The 25,106-nt window shown below is 39.2% G+C and carries 19 protein-coding genes, 1 other RNA gene and 1 pseudogene; 15 read left to right on the top strand and 6 right to left on the bottom strand.

All coding sequences use genetic code 11. The features are described 5' to 3' along the window. Window positions 1-14 precede the first annotated feature (14 nt). Together SLP02_RS20065 and SLP02_RS20060 are read left to right on the top strand one after the other, a co-directional pair. Window positions 15-521, top strand: a complete 507-nt coding sequence (locus SLP02_RS20065) for a hypothetical protein (RefSeq protein WP_319422489.1) — start codon at window positions 15-17, stop codon at window positions 519-521. Window positions 522-612: 91 nt separating this feature from the next. Beyond that, window positions 613-1,248: a hypothetical protein gene (locus SLP02_RS20060; protein ID WP_319422488.1), complete on the top strand. Its 636-nt coding sequence runs from the start codon at window positions 613-615 to the stop codon at window positions 1,246-1,248. A 32-nt stretch (window positions 1,249-1,280) separates the two neighbouring features. Here the strand turns inward: SLP02_RS20060 and SLP02_RS20055 are convergent, their stop codons facing one another. The 3 genes from SLP02_RS20055 to SLP02_RS20045 all read right to left on the bottom strand — a co-directional run bounded on the left by SLP02_RS20055 (window position 1,281) and on the right by SLP02_RS20045 (window position 4,639). Next, window positions 1,281-2,564: a bifunctional folylpolyglutamate synthase/dihydrofolate synthase gene (locus SLP02_RS20055; protein ID WP_319422487.1), complete on the bottom strand. Its 1,284-nt coding sequence runs from the start codon at window positions 2,562-2,564 to the stop codon at window positions 1,281-1,283. A gap of 278 nt (window positions 2,565-2,842) precedes the next feature. Continuing rightward, window positions 2,843-4,321 carry a UDP-N-acetylmuramoyl-L-alanyl-D-glutamate--2,6-diaminopimelate ligase gene (locus SLP02_RS20050; protein ID WP_413467404.1) on the bottom strand — a complete coding sequence of 493 codons (1,479 nt, stop codon included), beginning with the start codon at window positions 4,319-4,321 and terminating at the stop codon, window positions 2,843-2,845. 51 nt (window positions 4,322-4,372) lie between these two features. After that, on the bottom strand, window positions 4,373-4,639 hold the full coding sequence (locus tag SLP02_RS20045) for a glutaredoxin family protein (RefSeq protein ID WP_319422485.1): 267 nt from the start codon (window positions 4,637-4,639) through the stop codon (window positions 4,373-4,375). Window positions 4,640-5,081: 442 nt separating this feature from the next. On the opposite strand from SLP02_RS20045, the gene SLP02_RS20040 reads away from it, so the two are divergent. The 5 genes and pseudogenes from SLP02_RS20040 to modB all read left to right on the top strand — a co-directional run bounded on the left by SLP02_RS20040 (window position 5,082) and on the right by modB (window position 10,459). Next, the gene (locus SLP02_RS20040) at window positions 5,082-5,477 is read left to right on the top strand and encodes an ArsR/SmtB family transcription factor (RefSeq protein ID WP_319422484.1); all 396 of its coding nucleotides are present in this window, start codon (window positions 5,082-5,084) and stop codon (window positions 5,475-5,477) included. A gap of 88 nt (window positions 5,478-5,565) precedes the next feature. Then, a pseudogene (locus SLP02_RS20035) lies at window positions 5,566-7,514 on the top strand (heavy metal translocating P-type ATPase). Between the two features lie 70 nt (window positions 7,515-7,584). Then, an RNA gene (ffs, locus tag SLP02_RS20030) (signal recognition particle sRNA small type) lies at window positions 7,585-7,681 on the top strand. A gap of 65 nt (window positions 7,682-7,746) precedes the next feature. Beyond that, window positions 7,747-8,604, top strand: a complete 858-nt coding sequence (gene modA / locus SLP02_RS20025; protein WP_319422482.1) for a molybdate ABC transporter substrate-binding protein — start codon at window positions 7,747-7,749, stop codon at window positions 8,602-8,604. 19 nt (window positions 8,605-8,623) lie between these two features. Continuing rightward, entirely contained in the window at window positions 8,624-10,459 is a 1,836-nt protein-coding gene (modB, locus tag SLP02_RS20020) for a molybdate ABC transporter permease subunit (RefSeq protein WP_319422481.1), read from the top strand. Here modB and SLP02_RS20015 read toward each other — a convergent pair. After that, on the bottom strand, window positions 10,456-12,189 hold the full coding sequence (locus tag SLP02_RS20015) for a hypothetical protein (protein ID WP_319422480.1): 1,734 nt from the start codon (window positions 12,187-12,189) through the stop codon (window positions 10,456-10,458). The two genes, modB and SLP02_RS20015, sit on opposite strands and share 4 nt — an antisense overlap. A gap of 586 nt (window positions 12,190-12,775) precedes the next feature. On the opposite strand from SLP02_RS20015, the gene rpoD reads away from it, so the two are divergent. The 5 genes from rpoD (at window position 12,776) to SLP02_RS19990 (ending at window position 21,060) form a co-directional block, all read left to right on the top strand. After that, a complete protein-coding gene (rpoD, locus tag SLP02_RS20010; protein ID WP_319423712.1) occupies window positions 12,776-13,921 on the top strand; it encodes an RNA polymerase sigma factor RpoD in 1,146 nt (381 codons plus the stop codon). 320 nt (window positions 13,922-14,241) lie between these two features. Beyond that, entirely contained in the window at window positions 14,242-15,744 is a 1,503-nt protein-coding gene (lnt, locus tag SLP02_RS20005; RefSeq protein WP_319422479.1) for an apolipoprotein N-acyltransferase, read from the top strand. A gap of 212 nt (window positions 15,745-15,956) precedes the next feature. Further along, window positions 15,957-16,595 (top strand): glycerol-3-phosphate 1-O-acyltransferase PlsY, encoded by a 639-nt coding sequence (gene plsY, locus SLP02_RS20000; RefSeq protein WP_319422478.1) that lies wholly within the window; start codon window positions 15,957-15,959, stop codon window positions 16,593-16,595. A gap of 423 nt (window positions 16,596-17,018) precedes the next feature. Then, window positions 17,019-18,935 carry a 1-deoxy-D-xylulose-5-phosphate synthase gene (gene dxs / locus SLP02_RS19995; protein WP_319422477.1) on the top strand — a complete coding sequence of 639 codons (1,917 nt, stop codon included), beginning with the start codon at window positions 17,019-17,021 and terminating at the stop codon, window positions 18,933-18,935. Window positions 18,936-20,109: 1,174 nt separating this feature from the next. Continuing rightward, entirely contained in the window at window positions 20,110-21,060 is a 951-nt protein-coding gene (locus SLP02_RS19990; RefSeq protein WP_319422476.1) for a succinylglutamate desuccinylase/aspartoacylase family protein, read from the top strand. A 119-nt stretch (window positions 21,061-21,179) separates the two neighbouring features. Here SLP02_RS19990 and crtH read toward each other — a convergent pair whose 3' ends face one another. Continuing rightward, a complete protein-coding gene (gene crtH / locus SLP02_RS19985; protein WP_319422475.1) occupies window positions 21,180-22,700 on the bottom strand; it encodes a carotenoid isomerase in 1,521 nt (506 codons plus the stop codon). Window positions 22,701-22,814: 114 nt separating this feature from the next. Continuing rightward, complete coding sequence (locus tag SLP02_RS19980; RefSeq protein WP_319422474.1) at window positions 22,815-23,096, bottom strand: YiaA/YiaB family inner membrane protein; 282 nt, start codon at window positions 23,094-23,096, stop codon at window positions 22,815-22,817. Window positions 23,097-23,282: 186 nt separating this feature from the next. Here SLP02_RS19980 and SLP02_RS19975 point away from each other — a divergent pair, with 186 nt between their 5' ends. The 3 genes from SLP02_RS19975 (at window position 23,283) to SLP02_RS19965 (ending at window position 25,098) form a co-directional block, all read left to right on the top strand. Further along, window positions 23,283-23,537, top strand: coding sequence for a toxin HicA (locus SLP02_RS19975; protein ID WP_319422473.1), 255 nt, complete (start codon window positions 23,283-23,285; stop codon window positions 23,535-23,537). Beyond that, a complete protein-coding gene (locus SLP02_RS19970; protein WP_319422472.1) occupies window positions 23,530-23,856 on the top strand; it encodes a type II toxin-antitoxin system HicB family antitoxin in 327 nt (108 codons plus the stop codon). Before SLP02_RS19975 ends, SLP02_RS19970 begins: the two co-directional genes overlap by 8 nt. A gap of 66 nt (window positions 23,857-23,922) precedes the next feature. Continuing rightward, a complete protein-coding gene (locus SLP02_RS19965) occupies window positions 23,923-25,098 on the top strand; it encodes a pyridoxal phosphate-dependent aminotransferase (RefSeq protein ID WP_319422471.1) in 1,176 nt (391 codons plus the stop codon). The last annotated feature ends 8 nt before the right edge of the window (window positions 25,099-25,106 follow it).

The following is a 25,106-nucleotide window of genomic DNA, read 5'->3' as shown; positions in this document are numbered from 1 at the left end:
TCGAGAATTAATTAATGAACTATCTAATTGCTGTTTTATCCGATCGCTTCCAAGCCGAAGAAGCTTATACAGCGTTAGAAAAAGCAGGCATTCCCTTGAATAAAATGGCGATCGCAGGCAGAGGCTACAAAACTGCCGATGAGCTTGGCTTTATCGATCCCATGAGGCAAGCTAAGAATCGTGCAACTTTTATGGCATATTGGCTAATTCCTTTTGGTTTTATTGGTGGATATGTGTTTAACCTGATTGCAGGATTAGACAATTTAGATTGGGCGGGAGATCCAGGTAATCACATAGTAGGCGGTATTTTAGGTGCTATTGGTGGTGCTATGGGCAGCGTTTTTGTGGGTGGTGGCGTTGGTTGGGCAATGGATACAAAAAGCGACACAGTTCCTTATCGTGACTATCTAGATGCTAATAAATATTTAGTCTTAGTTGAAGATTTTGGTGGTTTGAGCGATCGCGCTCTTCCTATCTTACGTAAACTATCTCCCGAAAAGATTGAAAGTTACCAAGCTTGACTGGTTAAAAATAATCGGTTATTTTATGATTACTTAATGCTATGAAAACTAATCAAGATTTTTACCTGTAGTATAACAAAAGTCAAATGTAATGAAAAACAATTCAAGCAGACGACTGGTTATCATCGGTATCCTCTTATTATCTACAACTGCTCTACTTTTAGCAGTGGCTTTAAACAGTTTTTATAGTGAGAATGTTGCCCAAGACGAGAAAAATTCCCAAAAGACAGCGAAAGATTACAATCCTTATGAAAAGTCTAATGGAAAAGACAAGCAGAAGATTATCTCCGCCCCGCCTCCAGCAGCAGGCAGTGGTAGTGTAGAAATTAATAATGATTTTAAAGAAGGGATTCCTACTGGTACGTATTCACATCCACCCAAAACTATTAGATCTTCAGGAAGTTCGAGTCTTTCTCCAGGAAGTCCTCTCCAAGATAATAATTCTAGCGTTGAGAGAAATAAGTCAATTGAAGAAAACATGGCTGCTGAAAATGCTCAGTCAACGATTCCCAACTATAGTCAGCCATCCTCTAGTAATAATTTTAATAGCTCGTCAAATAGTTTGATTAGTCCGTTAGAAAATAGTGCATCAGGTAGTAGTCTGACTAGTCCGCTAGGAGACAGTCCATCTGTAGAAATTCCGAGCAGTCAAGAAAAGTCAAAGTCTAATACTATAACGCCTTCTCCTCTTGGACAGTCTTCTTCAGGACTGTCTCGCTCACGGTAGTCTTTTTGAATTTAGCTGAAAAAATACAGTTGCTAAGAAATATCTGAGTTTTTAAACAAGTAACCAATTAAATATAAAGATCCGCACAAAACAACTAAGGGTTGTGTTGCGGAGTTATTAGCAGAATCAACTGCTATATCCAAAGCAGAAAAAACACTGTCGTAAGTTTTACAGTTACTTAAATGGGGACAAACCTGTTGAGCTATTGATGCCAGTTTTGCAGGTTCAGCACTACTATGATCGGGTACGGGAACTAAATGTAGTTCGTCTTGAGGTTTTAAAAGCACTTCAAATATGTCTGCGTGGTCTTTGGTTGTTAGCATACCCATAACCCAAATGACAGGCTGGTTTAAAGTATTAATATAGCTTCTAAGAGCGATCGCAGCAGCAGAATTATGCGCCCCGTCAATTAACAGAGGATGATTTTTCCAGGTTGTCCACTGTAATCTGCCTAGCCAACGGGTTTTATTCATTCCCGTTTGAATCGCTAGTTCAGGAATATGCCAACCCTGCTGCTGTAAAATTTTAATCGTGGCGATCGCGATCGCCGAATTACTTAACTGCACTTCTCCCAATAGGGGCAAGGGATATTTAATATCTTGGTATTCTGCCCAGCGAGCATCATTTTGTGCTGATAGATGAATTCCTTGGGCTGGCTTAATCCAAGCGATCGGCGCGTTCAATTCTCGCGCTTTTTCCACTACCACCTGTTTAGCTTCAGGGGGAAGTTGACCAACAACAGCAGGGCAATTTGCTTTAAGCACCCCTGCTTTTTCTCTAGCAATATCAGCGACAGTAGGACCAAGACGCTGCCAATGCTCTTTGCTTAGGGAAGTAATAATACTAACTAAAGTGCGATCGCTAACGTTAGTAGCATCCAGTCTACCACCTAACCCTACTTCCATCACGGCAATGTCTACCTGTGATTTAGCAAAATAAAGCCAAGCTGCTGCGGTAATCACTTCAAATTGAGTCGGGCTTTGGCAGTCAGGGTCAACAGCTTTTGTAACCTCCTGGAGGATCTCAATTAAAGCTGGGATAGTTATTTCTTGCTCGTTAAGACAAATCCTTTCAGTCCAGTTTACTAAATGAGGGGAAATATAGCGTCCGACTCGATAACCACTTTCCGTCAAAATCGAAGACAGATAAGCGCATACAGATCCCTTGCCATTTGTTCCTGCAACATGAATAATCGGTACTTTAGCTTGCGGATTTCCTAGAGCAGCCAGTAGTTTTTCAATTCTAGTTAAACCCAGATTTACGCCAAAACGTTGAAAAGGCTCTAAAAGAGAACTAATATCTTCTTTGACTGGCATGGTCTTGACTCTGTTCAAATCATTATATCAATTATCATAAGCCAAACTGGAAACCTGAACTTTAATGATTATTAAACTTAAACTAAATCCGATTGATAAAGGTAGTGATCAATTTACTGACCTCTGACCTCTGACTTCTGACCTCTGATCTACCTAACCTTAAAGTGTTCTATCCGAACAGAATTTAGTATCACTCTCGTCCCGCCATAAAATTACTGGCGTTGGTGAATGCGTAAAGCGTTGCTTATTTTGGCAATAATACAACGCTTTTTTAAAGTTTAACGATCGCCCAAAGCAACTCTTGCCTGTTCGCGATCGTCAAAATGAATTTTCTCTGTACCTAAAATTTGATAGTCTTCATGTCCCTTGCCAGCGATCAGTACCCCATCTCCTGACTGTGCTTGCTTGATGGCAGTGGCGATCGCCTGGGCGCGATCGCTAATAACCATTGGTTCAATCGTTAGAGGAATCCCTGCTACTATATCTTTGAGAATCTGTTCGGGGTTTTCGGTACGGGGGTTATCTGATGTAACCACCGCCACGTCTGCTAGTTCGGCGACAATTTTACCCATCAAGGGACGTTTAGTGCGATCGCGATCGCCACCACAGCCAAAGACACAGATCATTTTCCCACTAATAAAGGGACGGGCAGCCTTGAGCAAGTTTTCTAAACTGTCAGGAGTGTGGGCATAATCGACGATAACACTAATATCTTGTTCAGGAGTAAGCTGGACTCGTTCCATTCTGCCAGGTACGCCTGCAAACTGAGGTAAGCAATCTATCAGGACTTGTAATTCTACATCTAAATACAAGGCTGTTCCCACTGCTGCCAAGAGATTAGCTAAGTTAAATTGACCAACCAAAGGAGAATTAAAAGCCATCTCGCCTACGGGAGTATGCAAAGTACCTCTAACTCCCGTGGGTTGATAATCTAAATTACTGGTATATAAATCCGCAGCCCGATCGTTTACGCTATAAGTCCAAACCTTGCTGCTATCAAGCCGATTAATTAAACGCTTACCATAAGCATCATCTAGGTTAATAATGGCTTTACCTTTGAGATATTCGGGAGTAAAGAGCGAAGACTTCGCCTGAAAATAGTCTTCCATATCCTTGTGATAGTCAAGGTGATCTTGAGTTAGGTTAGTAAAGACTCCCACTTCAAAACTACAGGCTTTAACTCTACCTTGAGCTAAGGCATGGGAACTAACTTCCATTACGGCGTATTTATTTCCCGCCTTTACCGCTTCTGCTAGCTGAGACTGTAATTCTACAGAAAAAGGCGTAGTATGGATAGCAGTTTGGCTATATCCCTGCCAACGGGTATAGAGAGTACCTAGTAAAGCTGTCGGCTGTTGCGCCTGAAGTAAGAAATATTCAATTAAATGACTGGTAGTAGTTTTACCGTTTGTGCCAGTTACGCCAATGGTTTTAAGCTTGTGGGTAGGATAATCATAAAAAGCTGCGGCGATCGCACTACAGGTAGCAATCATATCCTCAGTTTGAATCACACAGGCATCGGCGGTGGGAGGCTGTTTATCCGCTGCACTAGGAGTTACCACTGCTGCGATCGCACCTTGCCCCAAGGCACTACGCCAAAATTCTCCGCCATCAACTCTTGTTCCTGGCATCCCAATAAATAAATCTCCCTGTTTGCACGCATGAGAATTAGTACAAACTCGATTGACTTCCAAATCTAAAGCAGAATGTTCTGGTTGCTGAAGATTTACCTTCGCTAATAGTTCCCGCAGCTTCATCATATTTCTTTTTGAGTAAACAAAAGTTTCTACTACATTTTGGACACTTTTTTAACCTAAGATTGTTAAATTTTTCTGTAACATTTGCTCTAGTTTGGCCACCGAAGCACGAGGAGACAAACGAGGCAATGTTTTTTCTGCTTCAGGTAACTTTTGACAGAGTACTGGAATTTCATACTGATAAGCAGCAAACCAGTTCTCATTAGTATTGATATCGCGAATTTCTAACTCAAAATCAACGTTGCTTACCTGTGCCAGTTTTGACTGCAAACCTTCACAAAGATGGCAGCCTGGTTTGCTGTAGAGAATTAAGTGCATTTATTTTAAAAGGCGTTGATGATTTAGCGAACGAGCGCGGTCTTTGCTGCACGGAAATGCCCTGAATTAAAGGGCTGTCTTGGTTCAGTTCTTCAACGGGGGGAACCCCCGCAACAGACCCAAGCGCTATTCCACTCTCGCGGTGGGGGTTTCCCCCATAAGCGACTCGTTCAAGACAGTAATGACTTACAATATAGTACTGTTCGTAGCTAGTAGCTTTTAAAAAATTGTATGTTTTTGGTTGATAAGTAAAATATGAGTTTAGCATTACGCATTTACCAACTCCGTAAATAAATAGAAACGATTGATAAGTGTATTTGTTCATCTGAATAGACATTCAGGCAAAATAATGAGTATCATTATCATATAAGCTAGTTTAAAGCTGTATTAACTCAGTATTATTGTCTGCATAACTAGACTAATAAGTTTTAGAGTCTAAAAAATGAGTAAAGTTGACCAATCGAAAAAACAAGCCTCCTCAGAATCCGACGCACCGACTTGTGATTCCTCTTTAGTTCATTTAGAGCAAGTACGCCGAGTGCAATCTCAAATCGTAACCACAGAAAAAGCACAACAGATGGCTCAGTTTTTTGGGGCAATGGCAGACCCCCATCGGCTAAAACTTCTTTCTGCACTATTCAAAGCTGAACTTTGTGTCTGTGACTTAGCAGCAGTAGTAAAGATGAGTGAATCTGCTGTCTCTCATCAGTTACGTCTGTTACGAAACCTCCGCTTAGTTAAGCATCGCCGTGAAGGTCGTAATGTTTATTACAGTCTGGCAGACGCGCATATTGCTAATCTTTATCGGGAAGTAGCAGAGCATCTGGACGAGGTTTAATCCTGACTTTCGTTCATTGCTCAATTGCTTTTTTTGAGATATTATCTGAACAAGTATTCAATTGTTCAATTGTCAAATTGCTTTGATAATGTCAAATCAACATTCTTCTGGCTGCTGTTCTACCGTCGAAAGCCATAAACATGAAGGTCATGACCATCAGCCACGCTCATAATGATTCCGACTCTACGCTCTGAACTTATTCCTTTAAGTATTGCGATAGTTTTATTTCTTGTTGGCTTAATTTTTAACCAGCCTTTGCATAATACCCCTGGAGCGATCGCTGAATACGCAGTTCTAATTCCCGCCTATTTGATAAGTGGCTGGAGTGTTTTAACTAGTGCGGGACGTAATATTTTGCGGGGTCAAATCTTTGATGAAAACTTCTTAATGACTATTGCTACCATAGGTGCGATCGCCATTCATGAAATACCTGAAGCCGTGGCGGTAATGCTGTTTTTCCAGGTAGGAGAAATGTTTCAGGGGTTTGCAGTCGGGCGATCGCGACGTTCGATTAAGTCATTGTTAGAAGTACGCCCCGACACGGCGAATCTCAAGCTAGATGGTGAAATTAGAGAGGTTGCACCAGAAAAAGTAGAAGTTGGGGATATTATCATTATCAAGCCAGGGGAGAAAGTTCCTTTAGACGGGGAGATATTAGCGGGTAATTCCCAGGTGGATACTTCGGCACTGACGGGTGAGTCTATACCTCGAACTGTAAGAGAAGGAGAAACGATCCTAGCAGGTGCGATTAACCAAACAGGTAGTTTGACCGTTCGAGTAACTAAACTATTTGCCGAATCTTCCATTGCTAAGATTTTGGACTTGGTGGAAAATGCTAGCAGTAAAAAAGCCCCAACCGAGCAATTTATTACTCGCTTTGCTCGTTATTACACTCCTGTAGTGGTTTTCTTATCTTTAGCCGTTGCCATCTTACCGCCCTTATTAATTCCTGGTGAATCTAGCGAACTATGGGTTTATCGGGCGTTAGTCTTATTAGTAATATCCTGTCCCTGCGGATTAGTGATTAGTATTCCTTTGGGTTACTTCGGTGGAGTCGGCGGTGCAGCAAAAAGAGGAATCTTAGTTAAGGGTTCGACTTTCTTAGATACTTTAACCGATGTCAAAACGGTTATTTTTGATAAAACAGGAACGTTAACCGAAGGTGTATTTCAAGTTACTCAGATAACTCCCTATAACGGCTACAGCGAAAAGGAATTATTAACCCTAGCAGCTTTAGCAGAATCTCAATCCAATCATCCTGTAGCGCGATCGATTGTTGAAGCTTACGATGGTGCAATTGCTGACTCTGATGTTACCGATTACGAAGAAATCCCAGGACACGGTATACGAGCCAAAGTTCAGGGAAAGTCAGTATTAGCAGGAAACGATCGCCTGTTACACCGAGAACATATAGAACATGATACCTGCAATGTTGAAGGTACGGTAGTTCATTTAGCAATAGATAAAAAATATGCGGGTTATATCTTAATCGCCGACAGAATTAAAGAAGATGCTTCAAGAGCGATCGCCCGACTCAAAAAAGCAGGAGTCACCCAAACGGTAATGCTAACGGGAGATAACCGAGTTGTGGCTAAGAATGTTGCCAGTAAACTCGGTTTAGATACCTACGAAGCCGAATTACTACCAGAAGATAAAGTAGAGGCGATCGAGCATTATATTCGTAAGTCTGACAAAAAAAGCAAAGTGGCTTTTGTCGGCGATGGAATTAACGATGCACCTGTAATTGCCAGAGCCGATGTAGGTATAGCAATGGGTGCATTAGGTTCAGATGCAGCGATCGAAACTGCCGATGTGGTGCTAATGACCGATGCTCCTTCTAAAGTGGCAGAAGCAATTAATATCGCTCGTAAAACTCACTCTATTGTCTGGCAGAATATCATCCTGGCAATGGCAATTAAAGCTTTGTTTATTTTACTAGGAGCAGTTGGAATAGCCTCTCTTTGGTCAGCCGTGTTTGCCGATGTAGGCGTAGCACTGTTGGCAATTCTCAACGCTACTAGGGTTTTAAAAGGCTAGATAAAGTAAAGTGCAGTTACAATACGCATCTACTTGGTTATCGGCGAATGATTGTGTTATGCTGGTTTATGATTCGGACTCATGCAGTATTAACGCCCGAACCTTGTCAGAGCTTGACGGCAGCAGCAATAAGGGATGCTTAACACAGGCGTGATATCCGAATCACTTTTTATAGATGCGTTTTAGGATTTAACTCACTACAGTTGTTGAAACCGAATTACTCTTATTGATCATGACAAGAGGAATTAAAAACATACCTAAGAGATTTATCGCTTTTCAATTTTTAATTCTAAGTTTAATTAGTAGCTGTACTCAAACCGTCAATCGCCAGACAGTAGATAAACAGAAAACCGCAACAACAGAATTAACTATCTCTGCTGCTGCTAGTATGCAGGATGTATTAACTGATATTGAAGATCTTTATACGCAACAACATCCTCAAGTAAAGATAGCTCTTAATTTTGGTTCTTCTGGTTCTTTGGAAAATCAAATAGAACAAGGCGCGCCGATTGATATCTTTATTTCTGCTGCACCAAAGCAAATGAATGATTTAGAGGCTAAAAAGCTGCTACTTGCTAAAACTCGTCAAGATTTAGTTAGAAACCAAATGGTTTTAATAGTACCGCTCGACAATCAATCAATTGTTGATTTTGCTGATTTAGCTAAAGAATCAACTAAGCAAATCGCTTTAGGAGAACCGACAAGTGTTCCTGCGGGACAATATGCTGAAGAAATATTAACTAACCTAAATATTATTGATGCGGTTAGACTTAAAAGTGTTTATGGCAAAGATGTACGTCAAGTTTTAAGTTATGTGGAGACGGGCAATGTGGATGCAGGAATAGTTTATCGTACCGATGCAGAGTCTTCTAAACAAGTCAAAACTGTTGCGATCGCACTCCCACAAACCCATAGTCCTATAATATATCCTGTTGCCATAATTAAAGATAGCAATCATCCCCAAGCTGCTCAACAGATGCTTCAGTTCCTCTTCTCACCCAAAGCTCAAGCTATTTTTAAACAGTATGGCTTTGTGTCAATTAATAATAAACAATTAACAACTGAAGATACTTCATTTTGCTTTACCTGAATTTGTACGATTAAATCTTTTGTTAAATAGCAGTGTTTTAGCTTCCGTTTGGATATCTCTCAAAACAGCAGTAGTCGCCACGATAATTACTTTCTGCTTGGGAGTTTTGGCTGCGTGGTGGATGAGTCGATATCAGGGTAAAGGTAAAGGTTTAATAGATGGCATTTTTACCGCACCTTTGGTATTGCCACCAACAGTAGTAGGATTTTTACTGCTGTTAGCTTTGGGTAAAAATGGATTCTTAGGACAACTACTAGATTTGGTAGGCATACGAGTAATTTTTACCTGGTATGCCACCGTCATTGCAGCCACAGTAGTAGCTTTTCCCTTAATGTACAAGACTGCTTTAGCAGCATTTCAGCAAAATAATAGTAATCTCATTGCCTGTGCGAGAACTTTAGGGGCTTCAGAAATCACAATTTTCTGGCGAATCATTTTACCTTTAGCTAAACCTGGACTGATTGCAGGAACTTTATTGGCTTTTGCTCGTGCTTTAGGTGAATTTGGGGCAACTTTGATGTTAGCGGGGAGTATTCCTGGTAAAACTCAAACCATACCTATCGCTATCTTTTTCGTTGCCGAAAGTGGGGCGATGGATCGGGCTTTATGGTTGGTAATTATTTTATTGTTTATTTCTTTAGTTGTCATTATGGGAGTTAATTATTGGGAACACCAAAGTAACGTAGATCGGGGCAAACGGATATTTTTTCCTAAAGAAAGAGGCTATTCGCAAACAGCCTTTAGAGAAAGTAAGCAAATAGAAGAGATAAAGTTAGAAGTAGATATTCAAAAACAACTACCAGATTTTTTATTAGATATTGCTTTTACAATTAATAGCCAGCAAAATCCGTTAGGTATACTAGGAGCTTCTGGCGCAGGCAAAACAACTGTTTTGCGCTGTATTGCGGGTTTAGAAACCCCAGATAGAGGCATAATCGTTCTTAATAACAGAGTTTTATTTGATTCAGCAAAAAAAATTAACCTACTACCCCAAGAGCGCGCTGTGGGTTTAGTATTTCAAGATTATGCTCTTTTCCCTCATCTTACTGTGGCTGAGAATATTGCTTTTGGGATGTCTATTACACACTCAACTTCAGTAATTAAAAAAGAAGTAACAAAGCAATTGCAAGAAGTAAATTTACCTTTATTACACGATCGCTTTCCCGCCCAGCTATCAGGAGGAGAACAGCAAAGAATCGCCTTAGCCAGAGCTTTAGCTAGCAATCCTGCTGTAACCTTGCTGGATGAACCATTTTCGGCTTTAGACACAAATTTAAAATCTAGATTAATTAAATTGCTCCGCAAGCGTTTGACTAATTATCCAGGTTTAACTCTGTATGTTACTCACAATCTGGCAGAGGCTTATTATCTTTGTCCGCAATTATTAATTATCGATCGCGGAAAGGCGATCGCTTTTAATCAAAAACAAAATGTTATCAATCATCCTCCTAACCTCAAAACGGCTCAAATAACAGGATGCAATAATTTTTCTCGTGCCAAGAAAATATCATCTCAAATTATCGCAGCTATAGATTGGCAATGTGAGCTACAGGTTGAGCATCCCATACCTAAAAACCTAAGCCAGATTGGGATTCATGCTCATGTAATTACCTTTACCAAAAATGAGTCAGGGATAAATATATTTCCCGTATGGCTGACTAAATATAGCGAATTTCCTAACAAAGTTATTGCGTACTTAAAACTTCATTCCACGATTAATAATGCAGAAGATTATCAGCTTGAAGCAGAAATAACTCTGCTTGAGTGGCAAAGACTAAATAAGCTAGCTTTTCCTTGGTACATTCATCTGTCTCCTCCTGAGATAATAATGTTTGATGCTAAAGCACCTAATTAAACATCGTTGTTTGAATTATTTACAATACAGTTACTATCTACTAGATTTAAGTTGCCTGTAGATCTAACTGAACAAGATAAAACAAATTTGAGTAAAGCAGGAGAAACATTGGATTCTAATTGGGATATGTTTTTGTTTGTTTTTGCCGACCAACTGCTATTAACCAGCCAATTTTTGTCTAATAAATAATTAGCTGTAAAAGCATTATTATCTAACAGTAAATAATCTACTTTATATTTTTGGATAAAAGATTTTAAAACTTTTGGATTTGGACTATATTGAGCCTCTAATAGATCAATTGTTCTTTGTTTAAATTGATTATAATAGATAGGATGATAAGCAAAGGCAAATTCACCTCCAATCAAAATTGACCGTTGGGAAAATGCAGGAATATTATCAGCATCTTTGCTTAAGGATGCAACAAGAGTATCTTTAGGCTGCCCTGCCAAATATTGATATATCTCCGTTGCCGTACCTATTTTCCAATTTTGACACCAATTAGTAAATACATAAGGGATAGCAGGAAGTACAATTATTGTGATGCTAAAAATAGTAATTACAGCAATTTTAATTTTTTCTGAAGTCTTAAAAGAAGTTTTCGACTGAAGCTTTTTAAGCAACCAATTTTTAGCTATATCGATTAAAATCGTTAAGACAATTGCCGTGGTAATTGCCATAACCAACCGCAGACTATGATATGTATAACGGTTTGGTAAATGTAATTTTGGCAATAAAATATGGGCAGCGATAAACATTAAAATAGATGCGATCGCAACCTGAATTAAAATGCTGATTTTTTTGGTAATTAACTTGGTAATCGGCAGTTTAGTTTTAAGTAAAAAAGGTAATGCCAACCCACTCCAAACTACAGACGGAAAAAGAGGCAAACTTAAGCCACTATCGCCAGCCAGCCAATAATTAAACCAACCACCACCAAAAAACGGAGTTCTACCACCAGAATTAAACTCTGGCATTTGCTGCATCTGTTGGGCGGTAACAAGGATTGCTAGTTCTGGTGGTTTTTGAACCTGGGAAAAAAGTGCGATCGCCGTAACTATTCCTCCCAATATCCACCAAATATAGGGTTCTTTTTGGGAAGTAAATTTAAATAATATCTTGTCCTTTACTATTAACAAGTTCAAACTAAATACTATTATTTCAACTAATAATAACTGAGGATAAAATAAGCCTTGCAATAGCATTAATAATAAACAAGCAACAAGCTCCTTTTTGGATAAATAATATAAAAATGCTGCCAAGATTGGATAAAGAAAAGCTCTAGGTGTTGCCGAAACCAAATCGTCATTTAGCCAAATGAGTTGATTGACGAATAAGCTACTTAAAAATGCACAACTGGCAAGAGGTAATATTTCTAAACTAAATAAATAGATATAAACAGTAGTAATTAGACCTAGTATTGGAGGCAATATTTTTGCCAAGACAATTGGCTGAATGCCAATTTTTGCCATTAAAAAATATAGTGCTTTAAATCCCAAAGGAGCAAGACTTTGAAAATAGTCAGCAATTAGATCGTTAGGAAATAGCTTTGGATCGATAAATTTTTGTAGCCAAACTACATGATGTCTGGCATCATCTTGAACTATGTATTCATGGCTAAATACCTGATAGTAAAAAAATAATCCGTAATAAAGAGCGAATAATAAACTTACACCCAACCAGAAATAAAAATCTTTGTTGTTGATTTTCACTTGCTCTTCACCATTAAACATTTTAGTAGTATGTCATCTTAAGAGCTAAAAGCTAAGAGTTACAAAAAATATTATTTTATAAGTCAATTACTGTCTTGAACAAGTTGCTCATTGAGAGAAACCCCCACCGCACTTATTCGCTAAATCAGCAACGCTAAAATTACGAATAAATGTAAAGCAAAAAGACGCTCCGAGCAGGATCTTATTCAAAGCTACTCTGATGCTATTTTACGAGCTTCTCAAAGAGGAAAATTCCTAGATAAAAAAATTAATCCGTGTTATTTCCTGTCAAATTGCTTACAATGCCATAGGAGTAAAATTACAGAAAATTTTGTAATTTCTTGATAAATCTTGTGTAAAAACTCCTGAATTTCTGTTTAATATTTACCAAACTTATGGCGATCAAGGCTAAAATCGAAAAATATCGCCAGCTTCTAGTTAATAATACCCGCTAGAAAATCTATCTCAACCATGATACACAAGGATCAAACCGTTATTTGTCAGCAGATAAGCGATCCAAATAATCAATAGTCAAGTTAAGTGTAATTAGACACAAGCTAATTTCAACTTAACTAAAGTTAACAAAAAAAATATCATTAAATTTTCACTGAAGGAGCAAGAGGAAAACGGCATGACCCAAGCTAACCAAGTTCTAGCAACGATCGCCAATCCTGGAAACGACTGGGAAAGCCTCATTGAAGAGGATTCCAAAAAAGTAAAAGACAGTGTCGATCTTAAGCCAGCAGCAAAAGGCAAAAAGAAAAAAGCTACTGGTACTAAGCGTGTCGAACGTGGCAGAAAAAAACCTTATACTGAAGATTCTATTCGCATCTATCTGCAAGAAATAGGTCGCATTAGACTTTTAAGAGCAGAGGAAGAAATTGAATTAGCCCGTCAAATTGCCGATTTATTGGAACTAGAAAGACTAAAAGATAGTTTAGAAGACGGTCTAGGTCACGAAGCTAGTGACGAAGAGTGGGCAAGAGAAGTAGACATGGAATATCCCAAATTCCGTCGTCGTCTCTATATCGGCAGGAGAGCTAAAGACAAGATGGTGCAGTCCAACCTGCGGTTGGTTGTTTCCATCGCCAAAAAATATATGAATCGTGGTTTATCTTTTCAGGACTTGATTCAAGAAGGTTCTCTTGGTTTGATTAGAGCAGCCGAAAAATTCGATCATGAAAAAGGCTATAAATTTTCTACCTATGCTACTTGGTGGATCAGACAGGCAATTACCAGAGCGATCGCCGATCAGTCTCGCACTATTCGCCTTCCTGTTCACCTATATGAAACTATTTCTCGTATTAAAAAAACTACTAAACTACTTTCTCAAGAGCGAGGACGCAAGCCTACAGAAGAAGAGATTGCTACTCGCATGGAAATGACGATTGAAAAGCTCAGATTTATTGCTAAATCGGCTCAATTGCCTATCTCCTTGGAAACACCCATTGGTAAAGAAGAAGACTCTCGTTTGGGCGATTTTATTGAGGCAGACGGAGAGACTCCAGAAGATCAGGTGTCTAAAAGTTTGCTTAGAGAAGATTTAGAAAGTGTGTTAGACACTCTTAGCCCTCGCGAACGAGACGTTTTGCGCCTACGCTACGGTTTAGATGATGGTCGCATGAAAACATTAGAGGAAATTGGACAAATTTTTAATGTTACCCGCGAGCGTATTCGTCAAATTGAAGCTAAAGCACTACGCAAACTGCGTCATCCTAACCGTAACAGCATATTAAAAGAATACATACGCTAAATATTTTAGTAATCTGTCTCTAGATAGATAGTTAGTAGAGAGGTCAACAAATAATTGCTCGATCTCTCTTTAAGTTTTTCTAGCTGCTGTAGCTGTACGACAGCAAATATTCAGTCTGTACATCTGGGCAATAGTTTCGCCCTGCTCTTGAAGTTTCCCAAATAGCTAGCTGCTTACAAGCAGTGTTTAAACACCTCATTCTGGTATTGGCACAAGTCCAGTTGTGATTACTGAGGTACTCATCAATTGCTTGAGATTTGATGAAATTATTACCGTTGAGAATCCGAATAATCATCACATCTTTACTAAGCGGTTTCTTAATGGGGTTAGCACCAGCACCGTTCAATGCTTGGTATTTTGCTTGGTTTGCTTTAGCTCCTTTATGGATTTTAATTAGACAGCGAAAGTCTTTAAAACAGATAGCTATTCTTGCTTTAGCTTGGGGAGTTGGCTATGACGGCATGGCTTTGTTTTGGATCACTGGAATACATCCGATGACTTGGATGGGTGTTCCTTGGTTGGCTAGTTTAGCGATCGCTATTTTTTGCTGGGTTTTTATTACTTTATGGGGTGCAGGAGTAGTAGTAACCTGGGCAATTCTAATCGGCTTTGTTAGTAAAAGAATTAGCAATAAAAAATTATTTAATAGTCTGATTTTGGTTTTAATTGGCGTAGCTTTATGGTGTAGCCTAGAAACATTATGGAGCTATAGTCCTTTGTGGTGGCCCGCGATCGCCTATACTCAAAGTCCCCATAATTTAGTTATTTTACAGTTAGGCAAAATCTCAGGAGTTAATACCGTTGCAGCGATAATTGTTGCGGTTAATGGTTTACTGGCAGAAGCTATTTTAGCTTGGCGGAATCATGCTGATTTTAAAATTAAACTATTGTTGATAACTTCTCCTTTAATAGTTTTAATTACAGGTCATCTTGTAGGCTATTATCTTTATCAAATACCAGTATCAAAAGATAATCTAGCACCGCTAAAAGTCGGCATTATTCAGGGAAATATTGCCAACGAAATCAAGCTATTTTCCGCTGGCTGGAGTAAAGCGATCGCTGGCTATACTTCTGGTTATCAAAGACTGGCTAAACAAGGAGTAGATGTAGTCTTAACTCCTGAAGGTGCTTTACCTTTTTATTGGCAGGATATCATTGACGGCTCTAGTTTTTATCAGGCTGTAATTAAAGCCAAAATTCCTGCCTGGATAGGTGCAAACGGTAGAGATGGCAGCAGTTACACTAATAGTATATTTACTTTAACTGGTGAAGGGAAAACCTATAGTCGCTACGACAAATATAAGCTTGTTCCTTTGGGAGAATACATCCCCTTTGAGTCTGTGGTTGGCAAATTAATCGATCGCCTTTCACCCTTAAATGCTCATTTAGCTGCTGGCAAAAGCAATCAGATCTTTGATACTCCCTTTGGGAGAGCAATTATTGCTATCTGCTACGAATCTGCTTTTCCACAGCATTTTTGGCGACAGGCAAAAGCAGGGGGTGAGTTTATCATTACCGCATCAAATAATGCTCATTACAGTACGACGATGCCCGCTCAACACCATGCCCATGACGTGATGCGGGCGATAGAAACCGATCGCTGGGCAGCTAGAGCCACAAATACAGGCTACAGTGCGATTGTCGACCCTCACGGTCATACTCTTTGGATCTCAGATATTAATAAATATGCAATTCACGCTCACACTATCTACCGTCGCCAAAACAAAACTCTGTATGTGCGCTGGGGAGACTGGTTAACTCCTACATTGCTTTTTCTAAGTGGATTGGGATTTATTTATAGTCAAATGAAAAAAAATGTTTAATTCTTTTAAAGACAATTGTTAGTAGTGCAGTATACTATAAGATAGCTATAGACGATCCCTATTAGTAAAATTACAAAAGTTCATCTTTTCTTGAGGTTGGTTACCACCCCATGAAAGATAAATATTAAAGTAAATTCTATTAGTAGAAGTATTATTTTTTCCCAAAAAACCGTTAAACTGGTCGTACGATATTTTAATACGACGAATAAATCATGGTGGTATATTTTGCTATTAGCGCATTACTGATTTTAACTGCTTACCTATTGGGATCAATTCCGACGGGATATATAGTCGGACGTTATCTGAAGGGAATTGATATTAGAGAACATGGTTCAGGTTCAACAGGAGCTACAAATGTTTTGCGAACCGTGGGTAAATCCGCGGCGATCGCAGTATTGGCAATAGACTTAGTCAAGGGTTTATTAGCATTAGCTATAGTTAACCTTTTTTATTACTTTTCCCCCAGCCAAACTTTACCCGTTGACTGGCACACTTGGTTAATTACAGGCGCAGCTTTAAGTGCCATTATCGGACATAGTAAGTCTATTTGGCTTAACTTTAGTGGCGGTAAATCAGTTGCTACTGCTTTGGGTATTTTGCTGGTGATGAACCCTGCTGTTGCTTTAGGAACTCTAGCAAGTTTTGGAATTACTTTAAGTATCTCCAGAATAGTTTCCCTCAGTTCAATTTGTGGCGCGATCGCAGTTAATATTTTAATGGTTGCCTTGAATCAACCTCCAGCCTATTCAATCTTTGCCATTTTAGCAGGATTGTACGTGATTCTACGTCACAGAACTAATATTCAGCGTTTAGTAGCTGGTATTGAGCCAAAGATTGGTCAAGCATCATAACTGCTAAGACAATCAAGGCATTGATTTCTATACATAAAATATGAACTTTCAAACAAGTTTTATAAGATTCCAGTAAAATCACTCACTTTTACTGGAATCTTTGTTTAGAAGCTAAGAAGATTACGGCTAAGAGCTTTAAATGAAACTAATTCACATCAGACATTTTTAATTATCTTCTCAGGCAGACAAGCTACAATAAAATCACAAGCAGAAAGTTTTACATACTAATAATAGTAGTAGTTTTGAAGGTCAAACATCGAGACAGAAGCTTACGGTTGCTGCTTTGAGACAATTCTAGTTGAAAAAATTAGCATCAAGGCTCATCATATTGAGAAAAGTATCCAATTTTCTCTTTGAGGACAGAGAAAGTAGGATAATCAATCAAGAATAAATAGATAATCTGTTATTAGAGAACACGGCAGTATGCATTTAAGTGAAATAACTCACCCAAATCAGTTGCACGGTTTATCAATCCGACAACTTGAGAAAATCGCCCGCCAAATAAGAGAAAAACATTTACAAACAGTTGCAGCTAGTGGAGGTCATTTAGGTCCAGGTCTAGGCGTAGTAGAGTTAACTATTGCCCTTTACCAAACTTTGGACTTAGACCGCGACAAAGTGACTTGGGATGTGGGACATCAAGCTTATCCCCATAAATTGCTTACGGGTAGATACAATAAATTTAATACTTTACGGCAAAAAGATGGTGTCGCTGGCTATTTAAAACGAAGTGAAAATAAATTCGATCATTTTGGTGCGGGTCACGCCTCGACAAGCATTTCCGCAGCCTTAGGCATGGCGTTGGCAAGAGATGCCAAAGGAGAAGATTTTAAATGTGTAGCAATTATCGGCGATGGTGCTTTGACTGGGGGGATGGCACTTGAAGCTATCAACCATGCAGGACATCTGCCTAACACTAATTTGATGGTGGTGTTAAACGATAACGAAATGTCTATTTCTCCTAACGTAGGGGCTATTTCCCGCTACCTGAACAAAGTTCGACTATCCGATCCCGTGCAGTTTCTTTCTGACAACTTAGAAGAACAATTTAAACAGCTACCCTTCTTCGGTCAATCTTTAACCCCAGAAATGGAAAGAGTCAAAGAAGGAATGAAACGGCTGGCTGTGCCAAAAGTTGGGGCAGTAATTGAAGAATTAGGCTTCAAGTATTTTGGCCCCATTGATGGACATAATTTAGCAGAACTAATTTCTACCTTTAAACAGGCTCATAAAGTACCTGGTCCTGTATTAGTTCATGTGGCAACTGTCAAAGGAAAAGGGTATGCGATCGCTGAAAAAGATCAGGTAGGCTATCATGCTCAAAATCCTTTTAATTTAGCCACAGGTAAAGGTATTCCCGCCACCAAACCTAAGCCTCCTAAATATTGCAAAGTATTTGCTGATACTCTAACTACCCTGGCAGAAAATGATCCGAAAATTGTGGGTATTACCGCAGCGATGGCAACAGGTACAGGTTTAGACAAACTCCAAAGCAAATTACCCAAGCAATATATTGATGTCGGCATTGCCGAACAACACGCTGTAACCCTATCAGCAGGAATGGCTTGTGAAGGAATGAAGCCTGTAGTTGCAATTTATTCAACGTTCTTGCAGCGAGCTTACGATCAGATCATTCATGATATCTGTATTCAAAAGCTACCTGTCTTCTTTTGTTTAGATCGAGCAGGAATTGTCGGGGCAGATGGTCCTACTCATCAGGGAATGTACGATATTGCTTATTTACGCTGTATTCCTAACATTGTTGTCATGGCACCAAAAGACGAAGCTGAACTACAGCAAATGGTGGTGACAGGCATTAATTATAACGATGGTGCGATCGCCATGCGCTATCCCCGTGGTAATGGTATTGGTGTACCGCTGATGGAAGAAGGCTGGGAACCTATTGAGATTGGCAAAGGGGAAATTCTTCGCAGTGGCGACGACTTACTTTTAGTTGGCTATGGCACTCAGGTATATCCTGCTTTACAGGTAGCTGAAATATTGAGCGAACACGGTATTGAAGCTACAGTAGTTAATGCTCGCTTTGTTAAGCCTCTAGACACAGATTTAATAGTTCCTTTAGCTAAACGTATCGGTAAAGTAGTTACCCTAGAAGAAGGCTGTCTTATGGGTGGATTTGGTTCGGCAGTACTAGAAGCTCTTCAAGAGCATAATGTTCTGGTACCAGTCGAACGCTTTGGCATACCAGACATTTTGGTCGATCATGCTTCCCCCGATCAATCAAAGGCTAGTATAGGCTTGAGCAGTCCTCAGATGGCAGAAAGTATCTTGAAAACCTTCTTCGATAGTAAAAATAAAGAACCCTCTGCGGTTAGCTAAACAGGTTTAGTTCTCTAAGGTTGCTCAAATATTATGACAATACACGAAGTGGCACTCAAAATACAGCACTAATCAAATAGTCCCCGTAAGCTATTAATTGTGTGTGAGGAATAAGTGTAAGAGAGAAAGGTTTTGGGGTCGAAACACGGCAAGACTCCCAAAACCTTTTTCTTATGTAATTCAAAATATTTAACGCTACTTTCGGGTTAAGACAATTTTGATGGTAATTTCACGAAGGAATAGTATTTTCTGTCAAGGAAAGAATAAGACTTTTAAGTTATCCCGAACTCATGTTATTTAATTATTTAACCGAACCTATATCATGGAGCTTTAAGCTCATTTGTTACCAATGTAAATAAGGTAATTAGAGCGTTTGATTCACCTAGAAATGTAAAATAAAAAGAAATTAGAGGATTGGATTAAGGCGATCGCAGCTAGAGCCAGAAAACTTGGGATTGCCAGTATCTATTTATTTTATCTACAATGTGCTGCTTGACATATCAGCTTGTATAAAGTTTCTTTACTGTGACATAACTGCGTTATTAATCGCTCGAGATTTAAATACAACTATTTTGTCATGAAAGTTTTAGATATTCCGTGGTGATAGAAAAAAATAGATGGTAAAATCTGATACATTACAGGAGCAAATTCGGACTATCCTGTATGAGTACCAAATTTCATTATTTGGTATTTCACAGTTCGTGGGACTCTAAAGGTATCAGTAGTAGTTGCTGATGCCTTTTTCTTTTTTTAATCTATGCTTAGTTCACAAAAGCAAGTATTAACATCATATAAAAAGTAACTATAAATTTCCTCAGCAATTTAACTGAATAAAATACAATCAATTCAGTAATTGAGCCTATATGTCCTTATTAGAGCAGCGAAAGCTAGGGATTGCAAATTGCGGGATTCGATTTGCTATCTTTATCTTAGGTTAGATCGAGTGCAGATAATTACTTCAAATAAAGTTACCCCCTAGTTCCTAAAATTCCCAATCCCCTGTATCAAAACATTTAACTATTCAATCAAACCCAATTTTAGAGGGAATTGAAAAGACGAAGGTAGATGTAACAGGTAAAATGATAAAGTTTATTGTTAACCATGTCTCTGAAGTGGACAATAGCGATTACTCTTCGGGTACGTTTGGCGATCGCATTAAGTATTAAGTATAAAAGTGTCAGAAAATACGTTTGAAATTGCCAAGGAAATAATTGCACCAGGAAAGTTACGGCGTTTTGAGCTTCCTGTAAGCCGATTAGCCACTCAAACTTTAGTTTCTCTGCCTGTTACCGTGGTTAACGGCGTTGAACCAGGTCCCAAGTTATGGTTAAGCGCAGCCATTCATGGGGATGAAATTAATGGCGTAGAAATTATTGCTCAAATATTAGGCAGAATTAATCCTCAAAAGTTGCGGGGAACTATTATTGCTGTTTCCATTGTCAATGTATTTGGCTTTATTGAACAATCGCGCTACCTTCCCGACAGAAGAGATTTGAACCGTTCTTTTCCTGGTTCAGAAAGTGGTTCTTTGGCTTCTCAATTAGCCAATTTGTTTATGCGTGAAATTGTTCAGCGTAGCACCCACGGTATCGATCTACACACCGCAGCAGTTCATCGTATTAACTTGCCTCAAATCCGCGCTAACTTGAAAGATGAAACTACTTATCGTTGTGCTAAAGCCTTTGGCGCACCTGTAATGATGCACGCTTCTACTAGGGATGGATCTTTGCGCCATGCAGCCACCAGAAAAGGTATTCCCGTTTTACTGTATGAAGCAGGAGAGGCTTTACGTTTTGACCCTTTGGCAATTGAGGTCGGAGTTAAGGGAATTTTACAGGTGATGAATTGCTTGGAAATGTATCAAGAAGATCTGGTTTCAAGAGTCTCCGATTCTTGGGAAACTAACAATAGCAAGTGGATACGGGCTTCTTGTGGGGGGATTTTTCATCTTGAAGTTAACTTGGGCGAGAAAGTGACTAGAAGACAAGAGCTAGGCTATATTACTAACGCTTTTGGAGAAAGACGAGTTGCAGTAAGAGCTAGCGTCACAGGTCTGGTTATTAGCCATATTCAAAATCCTTTAGTTAATCAAGGTGATGCCATTATTCATCTGGCGATAATTTGATCGTACTTGTTTACCCCAGTCTTCTAGTCACTTAGTCTCCCCATCAGCCATAGTCACGCAAACTTTAATATAAAAGATATAAGTATTGCCGAAGTTCGCCTTTGTGCTGTGAGCGTTGGTCATAGTCCTAAATCGACTGCGACACGATGCCCACAACTCATGCCCGAAAAAGCAACAGCATTTAAACCTTGACCAGGGAAAGTACTATCCCCAACACAATATAGTCCTGAGATCTTGGTACGATTAAAAGGCATTCCCAGTAAACCAGCTAGCTTACGGCGAGGAATAGGACCATAAGTACCATCTTCTCTGCCCAAAAAACGGCGATGAGTCCGAGGTGTGCCAACTTCTTGATAGTCCAATGCTGCTGATAGTCCAGGAAATATTGTTTCGAGTCTTTTAATTAGACTAGCGGCAACTTCTTCTTTTTTAGCTTGATACTCATGAGGAGTCAATCCTTGCCACTCTTCGATCCAGCTTGGGGTAAAGCTATGAATAATATGATGTCCCTCTGGAGCTAAACTAGGTTCAAACAGAGTAGGAATAGAGACAAAAATAGTTCCTTGGCTGTCTTCAAGCTTGTCCCAATTTTCGAGGATAATATGATGACATTCCGTACCTTCAGGTAAAACTTTGGCATCAACCCCCAAGTGCAGACTAAGAAAGCTAGGAGATTTTTTATATCTTTGTTGCCACTTTTGTTCTTTTTTGGGAGTATTTGCTGAAGGAACAAGTTTACCAAAAGTATCCCATCTAGTAGCGTTGGAAACGACTTTTTTAGCGCGATATTCCTTACCTTGTGCGGTTTTGACCCCCACTGCTTTACCATTTTCGAGCAGAATATTAGTAACTCTAGTTTTGTATTTAATTTCTCCACCTGCCTCAATTAATCCCTCAGCCAGCTTTTGAGCAATTTGCCCGACACCGCCTTTGGGGTAGTTAATGCCTCCATAATGGCGATCGCTAAATACCATTCCCGCATTAATCATAGGAGTCTTCGCAGCAGGCACAACTGACCAGCAATAGCATTCCATGTCAATAAAATTAAGTAGTTTAGGATCGCTAATATGTTTACGAGCAATATCTCCCGCATTGATAGGTAAATACTTTGCTAAACCCAAACAAGATAATGGCTTCTGGAAAAACACACGCATCAAATAGCGAGGTTCTTCTAATGAAAGTAACTCCATCGAGTTGAGGTAATTAAACACATCCCAACATTCGCCATAAAAACCGCGAATACCTTTTTCTTCGTGGGGAAAAATAGCAACTAGTTCTTGTAAAAATTCTTCGTAGTCGCGATGAACCTTGAGTTCTAAATCATCTGGTAAATGGTAATGAATTTGAACTGGATCGGCAATGGCTTCAATCTTCATGTCTACCGCATCTAAAGCGCGAGTCAGTAAATTGGTTGTTCCTTTGTCGCCCAAACCAAAAATCATTGATGCACCGACATCAAAGCGATAGCCTTCTCGCTCAAAATAGCCGCCACTACCACCAGGAATCAAATAACGTTCTAAAACTAATACTTTTGCTCCTTTGGCTGCTAATTGGGTAGCCGTAACTAAACCCCCAATGCCAGAACCAATAACTACCACATCATAAGTTGTAGTAGGAGTGATTGTTGCAGTCGCGCTCATAAATTGTAAAAATGATGAAAAAATTTAAATTGATGCTCTTGTTAAATATATAGTCTATCGTTAATCTCCAGTTTTTAATTCTATGTTTAACATCGCAACTTCTTAAAAATTCATTCATTTCAGACTATCGTGTTCTGTCAAAATCCGCTCTACCCTTGCTTCCTCAATTCTGGTGGTCAATTTTTTCCCTTCATGAATATCTCTTTGAGTTTTAGTTAGGCTGATAGTTGAACCAACGGTAAAGGTCAATCCCATGCCCATAAAACCTTTGACCCAACCATCTACGGGTAAGTATAGTATTCCTATTGCCGTAGCCGAAATAGAAAGAACAAAAGATAACCAAGTTTGAACTACCCAAGCTGAACTATGATCTTGGTTAACTGATTTTCTGCTCATCACCATAACTTGCTCCACAGACAAAGTTTAATTACCAAATATTTTAGAGAAGTTGGTTTTTATAAGACTACAGTTAGGTGAAAGTTACTTGGTTGGATTGATAGACGCGATCGCATCTCAGCTATTTTCTCTAGAATAATTATTTAACAGGTTGCGTAGTATCAATAATGATACTAATATATTTACATGGCACAAATTAAAAAACTTGTAGCCCAATTTAAGGAAAATCCCAAAAACGTTAAATTTAATGATTTAGTTAAAGTCTGCGATCGCTATTTTGGTGATGCTAGACAATCAGGCTCAAGTCATTGTGTATACAAAACACCCTGGCACGGAGATCCCCGTGTCAACATTCAAAGCAAGAATGGTTGTGCAAAACCTTATCAAGTAAAACAGGTTCTAGCAGCAATCTCAAAAATAGAGGAGATGAAAAATGGTTAATTACGAACACTATAGCTATAGAGTTATCTGGTCTAGTGAAGATGGAGAATATGTAGGTCTATGTTCAGAATTTCCTAGCTTGTCTTATCTTGATGAAAATCAGATTGCAGCACTCGCAGGTATAAATAATTTAGTCAAAGATATTGTGGTTGATATGGAAGCTAACGGTGAAAAAATTCCTGCTCCTATATCGGAGAAAACCTACAGCGGTAAATTTCAGGTTCGGACAACCCCTGAACTTCATCGTATGTTGGCCATACAAGCAGCAGATGAAAATGTCAGCTTAAATCGATTGATAAATTATAAGTTAGCTTGCTAAACCAAATCATCGCCGTGGCAGTCAAAATATTTTGTAGATGAACCTTTTTAAAGTACTAACCTTGCCATGTCATTAACCAGCCAAAACTTCAACTCGCGCATGGATCGGGTACAGCTACCGTTGATTCCTTTTGTGAGTGAATTAATTCGACGCAATCCAGGCACAATATCATTAGGACAGGGCGTAGTTGCTTATCCGCCACCACCCAAGGCGATCGCATCTTTGCAATTATTTTTAGCTCAACCAGGCAATCATCTATACCAAGCCGTCACAGGAATTGAACCCTTAATAGAAGCGATCGAGACTAAACTTGCTCAGGATAACAAAATTAAAGTTGGCGATCGACACTGCATTGTCGTGACTGCTGGCAGCAATATGGCATTTATGAATGCAGTCCTAGGGATTACCAAGGCAGGAGACGAGATTATCCTTAATACTCCCTATTATTTTAACCATGAGATGGCAATTACCATGGCTAATTGTCATCCCGTATTAGTTAGCACCGATGCCCAATATCAGCTAGATATTGAGGCTATATCAAAAGCAGTTACACCAAAAACCAAGGCGATTGTGACTATTTCGCCCAATAATCCTACGGGGGCAGTATATACTGAGCAAAGCTTAAAAGCAGTAAATAATCTCTGTCGCGATCGCGGTATCTATCACATTAGCGATGAGGCTTATGAATACTTTACCTACGACGGAGTTAAGCATACTTCTCCTGGTGCTTTTACAGATAGTCCCCATACTATTTCTCTTTTTAGCCTCTCCAAAGCCTATGGCTTCGCTAGCTGGCGCATCGGCTATATGGTTATTCCTCAACACTTGTTAATGCCAATAAAAAAAATACAGGATACCAATTTAATTTGTCCTCCAGTGGTTTCTCAATATGCCGCCTTGGGTGCATTGCAAACAGGAATTAGCTATTGTCAACAACATTTACCAGAGATTGCCAAAGTAAGAGCTATTTTTACCAAACAGCTAAAGTCAATTCCAGAGATCTGTAACGTTACCACTGGAGATGGCGCGTTTTATTTCTTTTTGAAAATCAATACCGATCTTAATGATTTAGATTTAGTTAGGCAGCTAGTCGAAAAACACCAGGTAGCAGTAATCCCTGGTAGCACTTTTGGTATGGAAAATGGCTGTTATCTCAGGGTGGCTTATGGTAGTCTGCAACTGTCTACTGCTGAAGCGGGAATTAAACGATTAATTAGCGGTTTGAAAAATATCTGTGGATAACTTCTAAT

The sequence above is a fragment of the Pleurocapsa sp. FMAR1 genome, assembly GCF_963665995.1.
Lineage (GTDB): Bacteria > Cyanobacteriota > Cyanobacteriia > Cyanobacteriales > Xenococcaceae > Waterburya.
This window is presented reverse-complemented; position numbering and strand designations above follow the sequence as displayed.

Bases quoted from the DNA above. Each gene is read 5' to 3' on its own strand.
- SLP02_RS20065 (WP_319422489.1), top strand. From the start codon at position 15: ATGAACTATCTAATTGCTGTTTTATCCGATCGCTTCCAAGCCGAAGAA.
- SLP02_RS20060 (WP_319422488.1), top strand. From the start codon at position 613: ATGAAAAACAATTCAAGCAGACGACTGGTTATCATCGGTATCCTCTTA.
- SLP02_RS20055 (WP_319422487.1), bottom strand. From the start codon at position 2,564: ATGCCAGTCAAAGAAGATATTAGTTCTCTTTTAGAGCCTTTTCAACGT.
- SLP02_RS20050 (WP_413467404.1), bottom strand. From the start codon at position 4,321: ATGAAGCTGCGGGAACTATTAGCGAAGGTAAATCTTCAGCAACCAGAA.
- SLP02_RS20045 (WP_319422485.1), bottom strand. From the start codon at position 4,639: ATGCACTTAATTCTCTACAGCAAACCAGGCTGCCATCTTTGTGAAGGT.
- SLP02_RS20040 (WP_319422484.1), top strand. From the start codon at position 5,082: ATGAGTAAAGTTGACCAATCGAAAAAACAAGCCTCCTCAGAATCCGAC.
- modA (WP_319422482.1), top strand. From the start codon at position 7,747: ATGACAAGAGGAATTAAAAACATACCTAAGAGATTTATCGCTTTTCAA.
- SLP02_RS20015 (WP_319422480.1), bottom strand. From the start codon at position 12,189: ATGTTTAATGGTGAAGAGCAAGTGAAAATCAACAACAAAGATTTTTAT.
- lnt (WP_319422479.1), top strand. From the start codon at position 14,242: ATGGGGTTAGCACCAGCACCGTTCAATGCTTGGTATTTTGCTTGGTTT.
- plsY (WP_319422478.1), top strand. From the start codon at position 15,957: ATGGTGGTATATTTTGCTATTAGCGCATTACTGATTTTAACTGCTTAC.
- dxs (WP_319422477.1), top strand. From the start codon at position 17,019: ATGCATTTAAGTGAAATAACTCACCCAAATCAGTTGCACGGTTTATCA.
- crtH (WP_319422475.1), bottom strand. From the start codon at position 22,700: ATGAGCGCGACTGCAACAATCACTCCTACTACAACTTATGATGTGGTA.
- SLP02_RS19980 (WP_319422474.1), bottom strand. From the start codon at position 23,096: ATGAGCAGAAAATCAGTTAACCAAGATCATAGTTCAGCTTGGGTAGTT.
- SLP02_RS19975 (WP_319422473.1), top strand. From the start codon at position 23,283: ATGGCACAAATTAAAAAACTTGTAGCCCAATTTAAGGAAAATCCCAAA.
- SLP02_RS19970 (WP_319422472.1), top strand. From the start codon at position 23,530: ATGGTTAATTACGAACACTATAGCTATAGAGTTATCTGGTCTAGTGAA.
- SLP02_RS19965 (WP_319422471.1), top strand. From the start codon at position 23,923: ATGTCATTAACCAGCCAAAACTTCAACTCGCGCATGGATCGGGTACAG.